Annotated in this window: 1 protein-coding gene; it reads left to right on the forward strand. The window is 51.3% G+C overall.

The features are described 5' to 3' along the window. Nucleotides 1-27: 27 nt before the first annotated feature. A complete protein-coding gene (locus tag WC515_03345) occupies nucleotides 28-21,312 on the forward strand; it encodes a GNAT family N-acetyltransferase (protein MFA5146399.1) in 21,285 nt (7,094 codons plus the stop codon). Nucleotides 21,313-21,533: the final 221 nt, after the last annotated feature.

Below are 21,533 nucleotides of genomic sequence, written 5' to 3' on the forward strand. Positions count from 1 at the left end.
AAGAGAAAGCTTATAATATAACCAAATATGTTTATCACACTGAAACAATCTAATAATATCGCAAGGCGACTGGTATCGGTAATACTGATCGCCTCTTTTCTATTTACCAATTCCGATCTCTCTTTGGCCCGGGAGATATTCTCTGACCGTACAACCCTCTCGCCGGCCTCCCGCTTCAACCCGCTCGCTAAGATAAGAGAGAAGGATGACGGCACGTTCGATATTGTCCGGGATGAGGAAGGGCGAAGAGACCTCAAGGATGGATTCAAGGCCGATGCCGAATTCCTGTATCTATCCCGACTGATAGGCGATGCCCTGGGCGATGCGGTCCGTATGAAATTGACCTACGAAGGATTGCGTATCCTGATAGAGAGGGACCTGCGCGACACGAAGACCGAATTCGAGCATTTTGATCCCGCCAGGCTATACAGAAGAGACGATTCCTATTATCTCCCGTACAAAAGCGCCCTTACCGGCGGCGATCTGCTGCTGCGGTACTTTGTTAGCTCCACCGGCCATAAATTCCCTGACGCCGTAAAGGTCGCCGACCTCGGTGAGGGGGATTTTGTCTGGATGGAGACGATATCTGCGGATGGCATAGAGGCCTCGGCGCCAAATGCCGTGCTTCTAAAAAGGCCGGTCGATATCATAGATCCCGGGGAGATAAAGACGGGAAGGGATCTGGTCCGTATCATAGATGAGGTCCTGAGGGCGCCGCATCCCGCAGAGGCGCTTCAAGCCGCCTGCCATTCGCTGGCCATAACCGGTCACGCTATACTTGCCGGATACGAAGAGTATCTTAATGACGAAGGCCTTGGCGTAAAGAATGCCTTTTCGGATATGCTCAGGAAGGTTGAGTCGGGAAAGCTCGTTTGGACCAAAGACGATTTCGGCGAATTCAAGAAGCTGGTGAAAAAGATACCCACCATAGATGATCCCAACGAAGACCTGTTTGTGGATGTCCTGACAGATTTTACCCCGGACATGATACGGTTATTGGCAAATAGCGGCTACGATCACAGTTTTAACCTCCAGCTCACAAAGGGGTGCGGTAACCAGTGCCTAATATGCGGTGTCTCCAAGGCGCGCGGCGCGATGCACCACATACCATTCCCCATAGCGGCGAAACTGCTTCGTAAAGTCAACAGGTACCAGTCTAAGCTGATGCCGTATTTTGACAGCGATGCGCTCCATTATCGCGACAGTGTAGTAAACGCCACATATGCGGATATAGTCAGTTTTGCCAGGAGATCCGGTTTCACATGGGTCCCTACGGTTACTCACGGCATAGGCGGGGCAAAGGCAAAAGGATCCGGCGACATCGTCAGGGAGGCGCGCAATTATCTTACCATAAGCGTTCATGTTTATCATCATCCGGTGATGGAGTACGTAAAATCGAAATTGGAAGGGAAGATGACCGATGAGGCCCTGGCCAAGAGGAGAGAGTCCATCATAAACATGTACGCGGATAGATTTGTCTATCTTATACAGGGGGCGATCGATTCAGGAAAAGGGTTCCAGATAAGGTTATTCCGGCCGAATCCCGACGTCGAGTATATGCTTCAACGCCACCTGTACGCATATGCTGCCGTAAAGGAGATCCAGGCTATACAGGATGAAGTATGGAGCCGTGTAAAAGGACGTATACCTTTGGACATGGATAGGACCAGTGATACCCACGTTGTCTGGATCGATGACGCCGCCCGTTTCCTGAAAGATCTTGGAGTGCCGGAGGATATCATAGCGAATACTCAAAAGGCATATGACGATAACATTTATAACGGCGCAAGCATAGTAGGGGATCACTATTCCCTCATAGCGGGGCCTGATGGCTCAGTCACCATGCAGGTCAGAGAAGGGAATAACCTGCGATTCAGGACGGTGGGTGAGATGTTTGAAGGGCCCGCTTCCGAAGGGTTTGGATCGTTTGTACAGGCGCTCAAGATCATATCGTCCTTCGATTACGATAATCCTAAGTCATCGAGAAATTCGTATGTATCTTCCGCTAAGATGAAAGATATCGGCACGGATATCGAGGGCCTTATCCTGAGAGAGTTGAGGAAGGAGATCGCCCGTAACCCTTATTCAGACGAAGAGGTGGCTGAAAAAGTTAAAGAGATAACCGTTTACCGGACGATGGGGGATTTTTATAAGCTCTTATTTAGCTTTTACCTAAACCAGGACGAGATAAGGCGGCTATCGCATGATCCGACAGAAGGGGGTGCCGCCTTGCTGTATCAGCGCCTTAAGGATGTCCCATTCCCCGTGAAGATGGAGTTCAATATTGTGATGCAGGATAACGAATTATGCGTCTTCAGTTATTCCCCCATGGACGCAGGCAGGCCGGGATTCGAAAAGGACCTTTACAATTCTACACGTCGTTTCGAACTTCCGGTCCGCGCGTTTGCCTCACGGTCTGAAGCTGCGCAAAGGCCGCCGTTCCCGGGCCACGGTCCGGGCTCGCCGCACATTACTCAGGGACCGGATGAGCCGGCACCGCTGATCTCCCGGGTAGATGAGCTCTGGGGCGACAGGCCCGTCAGGGTGCGAAAGATCATAGCCGCTATACTGGGAGATATGAGAGGTCCTTTGACCGCGATCTCTGTAAGACAGGCAGCGGGCAATATCCTCCGCGATAACCTGATGAATGCCAAGGCCCGTCAGGGTGCCGTAGATGCGATAACATTCCGCAAATGGATCTCGAGAACCGGCCTTATTTCGGACCTTCTTGCTCCGGCAGATATCGGGGAATCGGACGTAGCCGAGATATTTCTGCGTCACGGTCTGAAATTCGACAGGGACCTGCGGCGCAGGCTTTGCGGGCCGTTCCGCGATGAGATATCGCTTATAAAAAAGGCGATGAACGCTCTTCAGGAAGCTTATGACCCGCTACTTTCGGATACGTCTCCGGACGAAAGGTCCAAACAGGAATTTGAGGAAAAATATGAATTCAGGGCATATGAAAAAGGCACTTCATTTGTGCCTGTTCTGGGTATCCTGTGGGCGGTGAGAGACCAGGATGTCGTATCAATATCCTACCGCATCGCAAACCGGATAGCGGATGATTACCGTAAGGCGAGAAAGGCCGGCAGGGAAAGCATATTCCCCCTTATCCGGAATACCAGGATAAGGGCGCGCCTGCTGGAAAGGACGGCAGTTGATATTCCTCTGGCGATACATATCTTCAATGATGAACTTGACAGCAGGGAACGCGGCTTCTTCCTGGGTCTGATCAGGGAATACTTCGGCGGGGAGATGGTCTCGGCGGTAAGCGCGGTCATGAGCGGTCGGGGTATGGATGATGCCGTCGCGCTGGCCGGCAGGGACAGGCAATTTATAATATTCTCCATAAACTTCTTCCTGAAGTCGGTATTCTTTTATAAAAGCGTGGATATGGGTCAGCTTGAAAAACTGATACCGGATATTCCGGTAAATATGGGTTACGAGGATATATTAACGGCCGGGATAAGGGAACGGTTCTCGTCTATAGGGCCCGGTACCGCCTGGGCCGAAACGCCCGAAGCCGGAGGGCTTATCGGGACGTTCGGGAGGGTCAATCCGGAAACGGCGTTTGTGCCGATAGGGAAATTCTGGCCGCGCGACAGGATCGCCTATCTTACGGAAGACAATTCCTTTGCATTGATGCGCCGCCGCGGCGGCCATGCGGGTTATGCCGGCGTTGCCGTTGACGAAGAGGATCGCGAACTCCTCTCCGAAGGCGGGGCTGTCATACCGGGTACTTCGACTGATGGCAGCCGTTTCGTGCTCATTCAAAGGATGATTCCGGTCGGGGAGAGGAAGGTCTTCGCCTGGAAGCTGAAAGAGAGGGGCATCTCCGCATATTCGCTTCCTCTCGGTTTCATAACGATAGAGAGAGACGGCAGGCGTTACCGCGATTATTATCCTCACCTCGATTGTTGTCTTAATGTAATAGCAAGAGACTTCACCGAAGACGGAAGGGTAAAGATACTTATCGACCCTTTATATTACAAGAGCGTGAAGGATGATCCCGAATTCAGGCGGCTCCTGCGCGAACAGGGTTTCCTGCCAGACGATGTCATAATCATATCAGAAGAGGATTCCGGTCTTAATCTTGCCAACTTCGCCGAGACCATTTCCGGGGACGGCAGGAGGATACTTATCTTTAACGCCGGCGCCGCATCCACCTTATCCCGCATACCGCTGAAAGCAGGTTCTTATGAGGAGCTTCCAGAGCCTCTATACCTGCTTGCTCAGAGCGGCGGCCTTCAACGGTGCGCATCCAACCTCTTTCCGCGGGAAGAGGTCCCGCTGCCAGGGGCCCCTTCCTATAAAGTGGATGGGACAGCTTTCCCGCCGGATGTCATAGAGGCCATATACAGATCCTTTTCAGACGACGGGAGGTTCAGCCGTTTTCTCGAAGCATTCCGTAAATGCGGCATAGAGATCGTGCAGATAACTGCAAACCGGTATAGCGATAAAACGGAAGCGTTAAAAACCATGCTCCCATATGAAGCGGCGATATATGTCGCCCCTCGGGAGGGGACGGAAGAAGTGCTGAATGAGATCTTGAAGGGATTCGAGGTCATCCTCGCGGACCTCAGGTCGAACTGGGGCGGGATCATAATCGATGCCGGACCTGACGGCGAGAACGGTATTCGTGAGAGGCCGCCGTTCCCGGGCCACGGCCCCGGCACGCCGCACATTGCGCAGGGACCGGACGAACCCGAGGATCTTCTTTCCCCCGAGCCCCAAGCTCCCGGCTCCAAGCCAATAACCGATGCCGAACGACTGAATAAACTCGACAGGAAATTGTCGTATATAGCGTTAGGGGTATCCGTCCCGGCGTTCCTTGCTATGCTGGCAGGCATAATGATGGGCTCAGATATAGGTGTCGCGATAGTAGGCGTCTCATCTATTATAGGCAGCGCCGCGTTAGGGACAACGGCCCTTCTGCGCGTAAAGTGGATACTTGAGCCAGGGGAACGGAAGGAGACAGGGGGCACAACTCCCGTCAGGGTAGACATTACTGAAGAGCGCAGCGAAAGAATAGAAGTTACGATAGAGCGCGTTCCCGGAGAAGAGAGCGAAATTCATATAGTTGCCAAAGACCCAGAAGGGAAAGAAGCAGGCAGGGCCACTTACATGATAAGGTCGGAAGATGCGATCCAACTTTTATCCATAGATGTTTTTGAATCGAAGAAGCGAAGAAGCGGGATCGGCGAACAGCTAATGCTGAGGATCAAAGATGAGATGGTCGAGGCCGGAAGGTCAGAGATATTCCTGTTCTGCTTGCAGAGCAACGCCGGAGCCATAAGATTCTACGATAAGATGGGAGAGCGTCTTGGTATGGCTATGACAAAAGAGGACGCGATATTTCACGACCAACCGCCGGCGGCATATAAGATAACCTATAGGATCACGAACGACAAGCGACAAAAGACGAATAACGGAAATCCCGCCCGCAACTCCGGTCCCGACACGATTACGATAAAGCCCGTGCCGCCCGGTACGTTCCCCGATCTTGATGCCCGCGGCACGCCGCAGGATAGGCCGGGCGATCAGGAAAAGCGCCGCGCGCAACAGCAGAAGCTTGCAGTCCAATTATTGCAGAAGGAGTTCGCGCGCAAAGAGGCTCTCGTAAAATACGGCATATATACGGCTGCGGAACTTGCCGTGGTCGAGGGGCTCTATAGACGTTTTGCGGTCGGGGAGGACCTCTCGCATTTCTCGCCGTATGAAAAGGTCTTCATATGGCAGTATATGATACTCATGGATATGCACAGCTCATCATTCCGTATGCTCGAAGAAGAGGTGAATCGCCTGGCGGAAGACCTCGAGATCGACGGCTTATATGTAGGGTTTGAATGGAACGACCATATGGCTCCGGAGGATAAAGTAAGGACCGTCGAAAATAATATCTCAATACGGCCCGGGATGAGGATGCTCGATATAGGATGCGGAAAAGGGAGCGTCATCATTGAACTGGCTCGCAGGCATGCCGGCGTTGAGTTTATCGGCATTGACGCGAACCCGCGTAATATTTCGAATGCCTTAACGAGGCTTATGGAGATGGGTCCGGAAGCGCCGCGGAACGTGAGGTTTCACATGCTCGACTGTCGTGAGCCGGTCGCCGATAAGGCCATACCGCGCCGTGGTATACCTTATGGAGAAGGCGCTTTCGATGTCATCTCGCTTATGGAAGGGGTGTTCGATGAGGCGCATTCCTCCGACTCCGCCGAGCGTCTCCTATGGCGGGAGGCAATAAGGGTTGCCGGAAAGGACGGTGGCATTGTAGCGTTCTTCGGATTGGCCGGGAAGAATAAGTTTGAAGAATCTCTGCCCGAAGGGGTATACGCTGAAATGAAAGATAATACATTCTTCTCTATAGGCGGCAGGAATACGAGGTATTATTTCCCTTCATGGACCAGAGAGGATGAGCCGTCTCCGTACAGGAGAGAGAAGACCGAATTTTGTGTATGGCGATTGGCTTTAAGGCACGGTGAAGAGTTACCGGGTCACCAGGTCACAATGTCACCGGTCGCGTCAGGTCTCCAAACTGAAACGGCACCCGGTCCGTCCCAACCCGTACAGCAGGACCTGCCGTTCGAGACAGAAGGAACGCCGCCTCCCGCTTCGGATCCGTCTTCCGGCCGGAGAACGCAGGGCAATTTCGGCCCCGGCGCCATGAATGTAGACGAGCCGTTAGGCCGCACATCTCCGCTCTCCGAACACGCGCAAGAGACCCTATTTACCGCACGTCTACATTTCTCCGGGGAGGGTTTTACTGCGGAGGACCTCCTGGGCAAAGTCGCATCATCGGGCACAGGAAGGATCCTGAGCGATCTCGACGAGCTTGAACGGAACGGGTATATAGAGGCCGTCGGATCGGGCAAAACCCCCGGATTCAGATTGACTGCGGAGGCGACCTTTGCCCTGATCACGATGGAATATAATCTAAGCCCCATATATATAGGTGAATTAGGCAGGAGGGGCGTGGACCTGCCTGCGGATATCGATAATCCTGATGAGCTTGCATCGCATATTATAGAGTTCACAAAAGGCGACGCCCGTATAGATGCGAAGACCACTCTGCATATGATACTTGATCTCACAAATCTGCTGGAATGGGAATATGTGTATTTGCAGGCGCTGGAGATGAAAAAGGCGGGCAAAAATTGGGCATTGATAGATACGGTCGGCCTTGAGGAGGCGTTAGATAAGCTAAGGCCTCTTGTCTCGCGAAGGTTACTGGAAGTTCAGGACCTGGAGGTGGGATGGATAGGGCACGGCCTGGAGGCCGCAAGGACCCCTCCGGAGACCGATGATTTCCAGAAGGCCGCTTCATTGGTTAACAGATATGTAACGGGCGGCCTGGCGGCCGGCGAAGAAGAGTTGAAAGAGATACACAGCGTTGTGAGCGAGCACCTGAAAGTTTTTTCTGCCGGGAGGTCCCGGAATGTGAGGAGAGGTGAATATCGCGCTTACGAAGACGCCTACAGGGACCTTACCTATTTCCCGCTGGCCGAAAAGGTCCCGGATGCTATGGCCGCCGTCTTTCGGCTGATCAAGGTCCCGGAGTTTATGGGCCTCCATCCGGTTGAACAGGCGGCCATAACCTTTTATCTCATACATAATATACAGCCTTTCGACAACGGGAATACACGGACGGCCTCATTATTCATGGACTGTCTCCTGATGAAGAACAATTATCCGCCGTTCGTAATAAGCGAATATAACGAAAGGCGGTTCCATGAGGTAATAAAGTTCATGAGGAGGCCGGAGCCGGAACGGTTCAATGAGGGCTCGATGACACAGAGTGAGTTTGTTAACGACCCGATGAAGTTGTTGGGATCACCGGATGCCCTGGCAAAGATACGGAGATATGCGAGGGAGTTCACGGCGTTCCTCGCGGAAGAGACGGCCCGGGAATTAGTCCTCCAACCTCCAAGCCCTGGATCCCAGACTCAAGGGTCACCAGGTCACCAGGTTACCAGGTCACCGGTGAGGGGGGACGAAGGACGGCTGGCGGAAGAAGCGGCGTCCGCCTCAGGAACCCCGGACCTGTCGGGCTACGAACCTCGATGGGTCACAGGCGTGAAAGAGGTCGGATCGGACCCGGCCGGGCCTTATGAGATATTTATAGATCACGGCAGGAATTACGGGAATTACACAGATGTAAATGAGGCCCTGTATAACGGAAAGAGGTACATGGCGAAATGGGTGTCCGGCCACGGGGAGAGAGAAGGCCTGATCGCATCCCAGGCACGGGTGTTGAATTACCTTAAAGATGTGCTGAGCGACGCCGATCTGGCGCGCATCAGCATGCCTGAATATATTCAGCTGGAAGACGGTACCAGGATGCTCCTTTTTGAAAAGTTCACCGCGGGCTCTACGATGAACGACATCATGGAAAGCGGATTCCTGGCGCTGTCGAACAAAAGGGCGTCGCTGCTTCGCGCCGTGAGGGAGATAGCTTGCGCGGTGAAGGCATTGCACGATGTGAATGTATATCACGGGGACATAACGCTTAAGAACGTCTGGGTCTTTGAGGACGGGAGAATAAAGCTCTTTGACTTCGATTTCGCGACCATGGGCACTGCAGGATTGCGCCAGAGAGGGCTCAACCTCTGGTTCGTCTCTCCGGAACGGCTTGAACGGGCATTTGGCAAAAAAGAGGCAACCATCGATAAGAAGGCCGCGGTGACAGACGAGGTATGCAGCATAGGCGTTATTATGACCGCGGTCTTAACAGGAGAATTGTTATTCAATCATGTCGTGACCGGTGAAAAGGCCGGCAGAAAGCGGCCCATGCGGTACGATCCCCGCACCGCCCTTAATGCCGTGGGTGTGCCCGGGCGGATCGTAGAGGTAGCGGTCAGGGCGTTGGCCGATAGTAAAGACCGTTTCCAGACCGTAGATGAGCTCATCCGCGCGCTCGACGGATCAGAGACGCCTTCCGAACCGATCGGGAAGACGTCTCCCGATGCGGGCAAAGAGACCTTCCCGAAGGATCCGGAACCCGTCTCCGGCACTCCGGAGACTGCCGCGTTAAGAGATGCTATCGAGGCAGCCATTCCGCAGGGGATAGGATTTTATAAAAAACGCAATCCGGGCCAGCCGGACGAAACGACCAGGCGGAAGATCGACGAACAGAATTCGCTGGCAGAACCGTTATTGACGCGCACGATCGAAAGGTTGCGGGCGCATTATCCCGATATAGCTGAAATGCTGGCCGATCTCTATCCGCGCGTATTGCCGTACTACATTGCGGGCATGGACGTAAATTATATACAGCATCACGCTACGGTGATAGATTTCGCATCAGAAATTGCCGTCGGGGAACGTCTGGACGAAAAAGAATCGGCGATACTGATTCTCGCCGCGCTCTTCCATGATTCCGGCAACGGCCTCACGACGCTCTCCAAAGTTACCGCCACAGCCGTTCATAATATGCCTGTAACGACTCCCGGGGAACGGGCGGCGAGAGAAGGGGTGATAGAGCAGGCCGTGGCCTTTCGCAAGGAACATATGGAGATCGGCGCCGGGATCGTCAGGGAGATCATAGAGCCCTATCGCGCAAGAGCCCCGGATATCTTACCCGGTGAAGACGTGTCAGAGATCGAACGGCTCGTTCTCCACCACGACGATCTAAAGATCCCCCTATGGCAGGAAAATGTGGATACGACATGGCTTACTGCAAAAGACGACAGATCGCTTCAATTCCTCATGGAAGCGGACGCGCTCTGGATGCTCACGCCGCTCGGGATCCGGTCAGATATAGATAAGAGTGAAGGAGAGCCGTTGAGTCCGTCCGCGCAGGCGAGCTTCAATGTAGGCCTCTTCCGTAAGTGGAAAGAGCTTTATGACCGCGCTTTTGATGCGGAGACGGTTAACGGATACGGCTTCAGGGACGGCACTCTTTTACGGTCTCATGCCGCCTATCTGATCTATCAGCGGTTGATCGAAGAAGCAGCGAACGACCCGGAAAACGTCCCCGGGAGAAGGACCACGCCCGGTAACCTCGGCCCGGGCGCGATGAATATCGACGAGCCGTTCGAAGCCCGGGGCCCAGGGCCGGCTCCAAAAACGGCTGATCGACGACCGGCAGATACTGATTTTGTTGAAAAGGTGTTGGATACGCAGATATCGATGCACGGTCTGCAGAGACTGTTTGATGAAGGACTCCTGGACAAGCGGATCGCCCTCGCGTGGTATCGCGCATTAGTATCAAAAGGCGGACTTACGGATAAAGAACTGTCCGATGAGATAGACGGGGAGATGGATTATATGCCGCCCGATGAGCTATATGGCGCATTAAAGGATCGGGGCCTGAACCCTAAAAACAGAATAGTCGCTATAGAGGCGGATAGGGTCCTTAAAGGATATTTTGACCACCTGAGAAGAGAACACGGGATAGTATTGCCGTACGGTTATCTGAGCATTGAGGATAACGTAGTATTCATGCCGAAACGGAAACTTAAGAGATATTATGATGCGCCTAAAGCCGTTACCGATAGTTTTCTGCACAAGGTCATCATCTCGAATGAATTTAAAGGCAAAGAGCTGCTGACATATTTGATCCACGAAGGGTTGCATCTGAACGCGGTAGGATTCTATCTCCAGGGCGTCGGCGGCATGCGGGGCAGTCACTTAAATGAGGGGATGGCGGAATACCTGACAAGGGATGCTATGGAATTTATGGGCGTGGATGGCGGTTCCGGGTTGTGGAGAAAGACAACGGCGGAGTGGAAAGTTAAAGCGGTCAGAATAGTGGAATCGATGATCCGGTATATGGGAGAAAGGAGCACCCTGATCCGCGCATTTTTCAACGGAGGCATAGATACCCTGCCCATAATCCCTATGACATTGGCTAAAGCGGTTATAAAAGAAAAGACACAGGTCTATTACGACGGAAATAAGATGCCGTTTTCCGCCGCGAGAAGAGTGATCCGGGAAAAAACACCCAAAGATATCCCCGACGATGAGATATATATATTGGCGGAACATGACAGAAACGGTTATATGCTTATATCCCGCTATACGGCTGCGGAGGGGAACGAGAAGGGGCCTGGGTTGCAGATCGTATTATCCTCGATAGGTGTGATACCAGAGGACGCCCCCGCCCTCTTATCCGTTGAAGCTGTGACGGGTTACAGGGCACTGGATATGTCAGATTCAATGTCGTTGTTAGAATTCTTCACGGCGCTGGAAAGGGCCACAAGGACTGCCAGCGAAAGCGACCTCTTTTTTGCCGCCGGGAAATGGGAGAGTTTAAAAGCATCGGTAACGGCACCAACCCTCTCCCGGGTAGTCCTGGAGATAACGCCATATATAGAAAGAGGCCTTTCTCTTGCTATGGAGAGGTGTAAGGCGGCAAAGAGAGAGAAGGATGATCACCTCTCCGCCGAAGCGGAGTTTGACGATACCGCAGATATGGACGAAGACGAGCTGGCGGAACACTTCGCAGAGAAAGCGCTCAATGGCGAAATGCCGAAAGGATTAGAGAATATTTTTGAACCCCAGGATGACGACGAAGGTGGTAGTGCGAGTGATGTCACGGTGCGGACTGCTTCATACTGGAGGACTACACCGGGCAACCTCGGCCCCGGCGCGATGAATATCGACGAGCCGTTCGGCAGTCACAAAGATGGGCCGCTGTCTATAGAAGAGGCAGTAAAAAGAATCGAAGCGCTTCTTGAAGATGCGCCCCGCCAGAGAAGCATATCAACGAAAGAAGCCGTAACTAATGTTTTAATGAGTATTGCTCGAGACGGCGAATTTGTCTTCAACAGAAAACAGGCAAATAGAGTGGCCTCTGTGCGCCGGTTTGGAGATAAGCTTCCTCTTCTGAAATTCCTTGTGACATATAAGATCAAGACAGAGGATGGGGATAGATATGTTTTTAACGGCGGCCATGTCGCGATAATATCGCCCAGCAGCCGTACCAATCAGGATGCGGAGAGACTGATCGTGGCATTGAAAGATATGGGAATAACCGAAGGGGCGCACCTGGCCATCATTACAGCAAGCTCACGGTCGGAGGATGAGATCAAAAAAATAGTGCCGTTTCTCAGAGCGCACGGCATCACGGCGAATTCCCACATAGCAAGCATACTTAAGAGTTCACGGGATGAGGCAGAGATAGGCGGCCTTGTTTCGTTCCTGGGAGATCTCGGGATCACGGAGCCGGCCCACATAACGCGTATCCTGACCACGTCCCGCGGAAGGAAAGAGATAGAAGGCATGGTGACCATGCTGAAAGGCCTGGGTATCGTCAAGGGCGCTCATATATCTTATATAGTGCAGACCTCGCGTACGGAGGCAGAGGTAAAAAACTTGATAGATTTTCTCGACGGGCTCGGGATAAGAGGGGGATTTGCCGTGGCCTCTATAGTACACAGCGCGCGCGAAAAAGATGACATATCGGCTATCATTGAAACGCTCAGGGCCGCAGGGATAACGGAAGATGCCCACATCGCTATGATCCTTATGAGTAAGCGCACGGGCGATGAGATAGCAGGCATCTTGGCGAAGCTCAAAAAACACAAAATAGCGGATGGTGTCTCATGCTCGATAATCCTGAGAAGCTCCCGAAAAGAAGAAGACATAGAAGGTATAGTAAAGGCGCTTAAAAAATGCGGTATGAAAAGCATCCATATCGCCCTTGTTATCAGCGCCTCCCGCACAAAGGACCAGATAGAGAAAGCAATAAGATCTCTGGCGCTATACGAAATAAAGAACCCGTCCCATATAGCCTCTATACTCGCCTGCTCCAGAAGCAACAAGGAGATCAGGATGCTTGTTTCAATGCTGGTGGCATGCGGGATAACCGATGGTGCCCATATCGCGCTTATCGCAAGCACAAAGCGCTCGACAAGCGAGGTACGGCGTCTTACGGGCCACCTGAGGAGATCCGGCATAACACACCCATTCCATATTGCGGCGATCATACAGTCCAGCAGGCCGGAGCAAGGGATAATGTCTCTTATCGAAATGCTGAAGGCATCCGGGATAACGGGAGGCGCGTCCATCGCCATGATCTCCGGAAGTTCCCGCTCAGAAGCGGAGATATCAAGCGTTGTGTCATCGGTCAGGTCTCTCGGCATAGTCAACAGCTGTAATATCGCGACAGTTGTCGCAAGTTCGCGCAAAGAAGAGGATATCGAACGGCTGATCAGGTCGTTCAGGAGAGCCGGTTTTGAAGAACCTGCGCACATCTCTCTGATGATCCATTCATCCCGCACTGAAGGAGAGATCGCGGAGATCATAGCGGGACTCGATGCTATTAATATAAGCGAACATTCAGCCGTTGCCAGGATAATCCACAGCTCGCGATCAAAGGCGGAGATCGAAGATCTTGTGAAGCTTTTAGTCGAAAACAATATTGAAAAGGATGGACACATAGCCAGGATCATCGGTAGTTCCAGGCCGAAAGTAGAGGTGCGTTCTATCATCAAAACGTTGAAAGCGCTGGGCATAGTAAAACCGTTCGATATGGCGTTCATCATACAGGGTAAACGCAGTGAGGATGATATAAAAGAGATCATATCCATGCTGCGAAAACACGGTATAAATAAAGGTTTTCATATCGCGGTAGCTATACATTGTTCCAGGCCAAAAGAAGGGATCGAGCGTCTGCTAAAGACGCTCGCCGGGCAGGGGATAACCGGCGGACTCGACACGGCATTGGTCATCCGGAGCACGCGCGACGAAAAGGAGATACCGGATATTATCGAAACGCTCAAAGCGGCAGGTATACGAAAATCTTTTTACCTCGCCGAAGTTCTTGCCAGCTCCAGGACAAAATCAGAGATCCGCGAGATCGTCAGGACGCTCAAGGCCCTCGGCATAACGGATGCCGGGAGCATAGCCATTGTGCTTAAGGGAAGCCGTTCAAAGAAGGCGATAAACGAAATGGTGCCTGTGCTGAAGGCGGCCGGGTTCTCTGATGAAAGAGACCTGGCGCATATACTTCTGAGCGGAAGGACGCTTGCAGAGATAAACGTAACCGTCAGCCGCCTTAAGGCATGCGGGATAATTAAAAGTTCCCATATTGCTCATCTCCTCAGGACCGACAGGCCCATTGAAGAGATGGAGCGGATAATAGCGTCGTTGAGGGACTCCGGCATACGGGATGCCTCTGCGATGACCCGGATCCTCATGGGCGGAAGATCGGCAAGTGAGATAAAGGGCCTCATCTCTGAGCTTTGCTCAGTCTCGATAACTACGCCGAAGAATATCGCGGTCATCGCGCGGAGCGACCGTTCGACAAAAGAGATGAAGGAGCTCGTCGGGATACTGAACGCGGCCGGCATCAGGGACGAGACCGCCGTTACCCGTATTATAGCATGTGACCGCTCGAACAATGAGATAAGGTCTGTCATTCCTGCGCTCAGGTCATTAGGTATCACCAAAGAGTTTCACATGGCTATGGTCATTTCTACTTCCCGTACCGTGGAGGATATCAAAAAGGTGGTTGAGGCGGCGAGATCATCGGGGATTAACGAAAGTTTCCATCTCGCTTTAGTTGCAGGAAGTTCGCGGCGACTGAGCGATATAGAGGGCCTCTTCCGGAGCCTTGAGGCAGAAGGGATAACGGATCAGTACCACAAGGCATGCGTAGTCCACAGCGAACGCACGAATGCCGAAATATCCTCCGGTATCGCCCTTTTGAAGAGCATCGGAGTGAAGGCGCCGGCAAAGATCGCGCGGTTGCTCTCCACTTCTCACAGTGACGAGGAGTTCAGGAGCACAGTCACGCTTCTCGAGGGGGTGGGAATAACGGATATTAACCGTATAATATCGATCCTTGAGCTAAGACGCCCGCCTGCGGAAGTCGGTGATGCATTTGAGCTCCTAAGGCAGGCCGGCATAACGGATAACACGATGTCGTTCCCTATTATCAAACGCAGGTCAGCCGAAGAGATCGAAGGAATCGTGTCGCTCCTGAAATACAAAGGGATTGTAAATACAGGTGAGATCGCGATCGTCCTTCGATCCAAGCGCAGCAGAGAAGAGATCGAAATAACATTAAAGATGCTGCAGAGGTTCGGTATCAGCGAAAGCGTTCCTCGTGCGCTGATAATCAAAAGCAGACATACCGCAAGAGAGATAGAGGATCTCATCCCGGCCTTGCGGCAGGCAGGCATTACGAGAAGCGCTCAGATAGCCGGCATACTGTATGGTGAAGGATCAAAGGAGGAAATAGAAGAGAAGATAACGCAAAAGACTTTACCGGAAAAGGAGAAAGCCGCCCCGGCACCCGCAGAGGTTATGGCACAAGATATGGCAGAGGAAATGTCCGCACAGGAAGAGACAATGGTTGCTCCTGAACCGGTCGGCGTATCGAAGGGAAAGAGGGTGATGCCGACGCTCTATAAGACGCTTCAAAGTGTCGGCCTGTTGCCGAAAGATGCGGCGCGGCTGCCGGCGGATATCGAAAAGCGGTATAGTGCGCTCTCCATTACGGATTCGATGCTATTTCTCAAATTTTTCACGATCATGAAAAGGGTGATCGCACAGTATGCTGACGGGAGGGAAGAGGCGCCGGATGAGGATGTTTTTGTCGTAGCTTCCGAAGCATGGAGAAATATAGGCGCGATAAAGGCGGGATCGGATGTCCATGCCATTGCTCAGTCTATCAAAGGACCCGCGGAAGACGCTCTTGCCGCAGCTATGAGAGCTATCGAAAAGGCAAGAGAGGAAACGGCCCGTAAAAATCTGATGGAAGAGAGAGCGACCGAAGAAGAGGATGAGGATGTCCTGGCGGAGCAGTTTGCCGAGAGCGCCCTTAGAGGGGAGGTGCCCGAAGATCTCGAAGAAGCGCTTGAAGAAGTAAGGGGCGAGCTTACCGAGCAGAGCAGTGCAGAGGTGTTACCGGAACCCGATTCAGAGCTGTCTATGGAGGAATCGGATGCTCCATCTGCCGGCAGGACTACGCCCGGCAACCTCGGCCCCGGCGCGATGAATATCGACGAGCCGTTCGAAGCCCAGGGCCCACAGCCCACGGCCCAAAGCCCAGAGTTACCAGTTCCCGACTCCGGACTCCAAGCTCGACCATTCGCCGACGTTACCGTTACACCCGTTGTCGGTGAAGCAGCCGGGGTGACATTGCGAGGACTGTATAGCATCCCAGCGATACCGGATGAAACAACGGCACAACCGTTCTTTAGTGTAATTATGCATGAGCGATATTATAAAGAATTTACAGAAAAAGTGGTGGATTTCCTAAGAGCATTGGAAGAGTCAATGAATACACCAAAAGAGACAAGAGAAGAAAAAAGCAAGGTATTGCAAAAAAAATATTCACTTCATGATGCTATGACTAAATCACTGCATAAATGGGCTGAATATACCCTTCAAAATACCAATGCTGATGGGCCATTATATGCGCCAGGAAAGGGTTTTTCTTTATATGCTATAATTCTGGCTTGTAACACCATTTCAGATTTCTACCCTCAATTTACACATATCAAACCAGAGGAATGGCTTTGTTATGAAATCGCCTCTTATGGTAAATTGCCTCTAAACGAAAAAAATAGGAATATACTAATAAAGGCTAACGGATATTTGGAACGGGTATTAGCTGACGAAGATAGGACGAACCAGATATGTAGGGACCTTTACGGGGAAGATTACAGAGTTATAAATTTAGTCTTAAAATGGCTTGGTAACATAGCCGAAATTACTGCTCATCCCGCGGAACGGAATAAAGCGCGTAACTTTTTAACGTATTTTATAAAACAGTTATTAAGAGAGAATAGAGATATATTAGAGGCATTTGCATCATTTGTATTTGACAGATTTGAGAAGGCGAAAAAACAACGCTCCGGATCAGAAGAAAATCATGGCATTAAAATCGCAATTGTATTAACTGGCGCAGAACATCTGGGGCAATGGTTGAGGATAAAAAGTAAATTATTAGGAAAGGAAATAGCGTTTCAGGACTTATCGTTAACGCTATCCATGTTTATGCACCTTGAATATATTAATGATGCAGGAGATTCGGGCAGTTATATTTTAGGACAGTCATCGAAGGAATCGTTAAAGCAATCCTTACATGAAATAGGCATAACACCTAGTGACACGAGACATTTGATACTTGTCGATACGGGCTTTGAAGGTAGTATAAATAAGTATATAGTTTATCCATTAAAAGAAATGGGCGTTAGCGAAGAATTGTTATTACTATTTCGGAAAGATGAAAGGTCTGTAAACACATATGGGTTTAATCAAGAGCAAGGTTGGGAAGGCTCGGAAAAAAGGTTGCGTAAATTAGCGCATATAATAGATGATGGATTTGAAGCTTCCACGCTTTCGCCGACACAATTTTCTGATATTACAGACAAAAAGCTCGCATCTACCCAGAGACCATGGTTTTGTGAACTTATAAAAAGAGAAATAGAGCTATTTGCATATACAACTTCTGAAGGTTTATCTGCGACACAGCCGGATATTGCTGAGGATGATTTAGTGGGTGCCGCCCCATTAACTGCCCGTCCATTTGCATTATTCCCCGCTGCAGGTGCAACGGCAGAAGTATCTACTACGCCGGCCGGCGGCGTGCCCCAAAGCGATGTGTCTCAGACGGTTCAACAAATTGCTCCGGAGACGTTTTCCGGACCGATCGGGAAAGCGTCTCCCGATGCGGGCGAAGACACCTTCCCGAAGGATTCGGAAGCCGTTTCTGTAGCTAATGAAGAGCAGGAAGGGCTTATCCAACTTTATCGTAGATTATATCCTGTTGTATTTGAATTTGCGGATCAGGCGGGTATAGTGACCGGGGATAAAGTTGTAGTGATCGGAACGCATGTCGATTGGCAGTGCGGAATCGCCTGTGCTCTCAAAGGTGCAGATGTGATATCGATAGGTCTTGAATCCGATGAGGACGAGCGTGAGTTTAAGGCCGCTGATGAGGTAAGGGAGAGCATTGAAAAGAACGGCGGACAATATAGAATTATGCGTCCGTATGATTATTTAAAAGTTCCCGTCCCGGAATCGAGTATCAAGATTATTGTGGCACAAAATGTGATCGATGATCCGGAAGCAAATTCACCCGCTATAGTACGAAAAATGCTCCGCGATGTGCAGGATGGCGGATATATTGCTGTTAGTTTTCTATGTGATGAACAAATATGGTATACAAATATAAAAAGACAGGCAGAGCGTTTGGGATTCATTTTACAGGAGTCTGTCTTTGCAGATTTCACTGGAATGTCCGGTACCTCATACATTTTTAGAGTTATAAAGAATGCCCCAGGGCTCACAGCTCAGAGCTCACAGCCCACAGCCCAAAGCCCGGTCCTCCAAGCTCAAGGGTCACCAGTCACCAGTCACCAGTCACCAGTTCAAGAAAGGGGTCAGACCCCTTCGGCGTTGTCATCGGCCAGCGCAGAGACGCTAGAAGCAAAGAGCGGAATATCAAAAGTCATGCTCTGGAGGCGGGATTCGACCGGGGAAGGGGGTGTGGTCGAAGCTGCAGATGACGAGATACGAGAGACCGCGCAGGAGATAGCGGCCGGCAAATACAAATTCACCTATCTAATAACCGGCAACATCCTGTCGTTAGGTATTGTTGAAGATGATAAGAAGACGCACCACGACAAAGTGAAGAAACCGAATATTGAGGATCGTCCGCTTAAAGGGGACAAGATGGACGGACAATTCCTCATCCTGCCGTGGGAGATAGAGCGCAGGACATATGCGGAGTGGCGGGAACAGTACATCAGGTTTGCCCGTTTCCTGATCGAGCAGGGGATACTGGCATCCGAACCGCTCCAGGTAGCGCTAAAGGCCTCAGGGGTGATACCAAAGATATTTGAACCCGATCCGATGCCAGAAACGCTCGGCGAGCTTGCAAATATGTCACTGTCAAATGAGATAGCTCCATCCTCCCAACTCCCAACTCCTAACTCTATCCTCCAAGCCCCGAGCCCCAACTTAACCCTCCAAGCTCAAGAGTCCACGGTCCACGGTCCACGGTCCACAAAAGGGGCACCGGTCGTCGTTGAAGATAAGGAATACGGGGTGACGTTATTAGACGACTATTACACATATTTACCCCGCGAAACCTATGGGCTGTCTTTATTAGGTACAAAGGTAGGTATTTCCAATACGCGTTACGCCGTTGTCAGATTAAAAGATACCACTATTAATGTGGCCACGCATCATTCCGCCGGATATATATTCCCTGTCATGGCCGCGAAGGATGGATTGATAAATGGAGATGAGGTGCTGTTGCATATCGATTTTGCAAGGCATCCGGATGACGCGGACTTGATCCTGTCCCCCCCGCCACTTGGGAATGACATCGGTGAGCATCTCGCTTTTCTCGGTCCATATAAGGATAAAGGATTTTTAGGGCCGGAGAATTATCTTACCGCTTTGAAAAAGGCATTCCCTGACCTTGTGCCGGTATTCTTAAAGGATGAAGATGACGGACATTATTCATGGGGTGGGATTGAATGGGCGTACCAGGGCAGCGTGATAGATTTCCTGGCACAGATACAGGATAAGACCGGAGGCGCCAGATTCCCGTGGCTTGCCAGAGGAAAGATAGCGAGTATCGACCTGGATATATTTCGTTGTCTGAAAGATGACACAACTAAAACCGAACAACTCTTGGATGCTATTGCGGATGTGGCAGCTCCGGCAAAGTTGATCATGATCTTCACGAGTCCCGGATACCTTGACAAAGAGTTTGCGATAACGCTTGCCGAACGTCTTGTCGAAAAGATCGCCCGCAATTTGCAGGACCTTGCCGGAAACGACAGGGACGTCTCCGTCAATGGAGAGGGGAGGGGGCAGGGCAGCCAGGTCTTAGTAAAAGATATTCAAAAGAGAGGTCAGACCCCCTCGACTGAAGAACATCTGACTCGTCTGGACAATGTTTACTTTGGGGCATTTCCTTATAACGGTGATACGTCTTATGTAAAGAATGAAGAGTCGCATGTGCGAGTACCGCGTAGCCGGCCCGGGAGAGGAGACATGCTCGTCGATGTCAATAGCGCTACGATTTTCGAATATGGACTTATTGAATCGAAGATAAAGACCTCACCACTAAAAGTCATGGTTTCGGATGAAACGGACGGTAAAGTCGCGAATTGTCACCAGGGCGAGGCCATCCTGATAAAAACCGAGAATGCAAATGATGTCCTCGGCACATTATTTCTGGAAGAGTGCGATGCCATTGGCGGAAGGACTGTAATAAAAGGCGAACCATATCTATTTCTCTATCACAAGAACGATTCATTTAGGAACAAAAGTTTTTCAACTTTTGTCCAATGGCTATTGAAGATGAGCGATTCAGTCCAGGATCTTGAATGTTGCATATCGATGAGAAGGGGGCTCGACGAAAGATGCGCCGCAGAATATGAGAATTTTCAGGAAACGATAGCTGATTTGAGCTCTCTATATCCAGGTGTGCGCGTCCATGCGGTAAGAAGTCGCCAGGAGCCAGGGCTATTCGGTTCGATGGTAGTTTCCAAATACGGTGTTACGTGCAGGACCGCAAAATATACAGGACGAACGAGAAGAGATGATGCCACTGCCGATTGGGCGAATGCCGAGGTTGCAATGGTGCCGTTTGCGGTTGGTAGCTCTCCGAAGACCCAGGAACCCGTCTTCGGCGCCCATGACGCGCAAACTCCCAACTCCCAACCCCCGACTCCTAACTTAACCCTCCAAGCTCCAAACTCCAAGCTCCAAGCCAATTGGCCCGTGCGGCTCGTAGACACGATAAAGATCCGCGCGATGGAGGCGAAGGAGGAAGGGCAGAAGCTGATAGTAGGCGTCGGGACGAGCTGGATACCGGGATATGCCGAACAGGGTGAAGAGCATAACGGCCTCAACCCTATCCTGAGCGAATTGCGCAACTTGAGAGCCCTCGACAACATCGTATTCGTCGATGCCCCGGATAACGAGCTCGCGCAGGAGCTCATAAAGAAGGCAGATGGCTCAAAGACCGATTACAAGAACGTTATAGTATTAGCTGACAATAAGTTTGTGTCAGGAGAGCTTAAGGCATCCACCGAGATCGAAAAGGCGGCGCTCGATGGTTTCAGATCGCTTGCTAATGGCAGTGCCTTCCTCGCCGGTGTCGATACCGCTAACTTTACGACGGTTTCATACCGGCCGCAGATAGACCTGCTCGAGATGCTGGCTGTGGCGATAGCGCTCTCTTCCGATAAAGAGCTCATGACCGACTCCGAGATAGAGAAGCGCCTCGGTTTCAGGCGCATCAATAAGCGCATGATCGTCTACCTGCCCGAAGCACACCCCATAAACACCGAAGAATACCGCTTCCAGCTGGTTGCTCTCCAAAATGCATAAAAAAGCGTAAATTTTTACGGGTCCTGCCGCTCCCTCGCCTTTTGTTTCTATAGGGCATTCAACGCTCTCGAGGCGTACCAATGACCGATCGTGGATCCCAGGCGCCGTAGTGCCCTATACTCCAAAAGGCTCGGTCGCGTCACCCGTAAAAATTTTACCTAGTTCATATAGTAAAAAATTTTTCGTCTCTCATCGAAGGGGCCCCCGATGGTGGGGTATCG

Source organism: Candidatus Omnitrophota bacterium (assembly GCA_041650805.1).
Taxonomy (GTDB): Bacteria; Omnitrophota; Gorgyraeia; order 2-01-FULL-45-10; family 2-01-FULL-45-10; genus JBAZKM01.

Coding starts and splice junctions, on each gene's coding strand:
- WC515_03345 (MFA5146399.1), top strand. CDS start 28: ATGTTTATCACACTGAAACAATCTAATAATATCGCAAGGCGACTGGTA.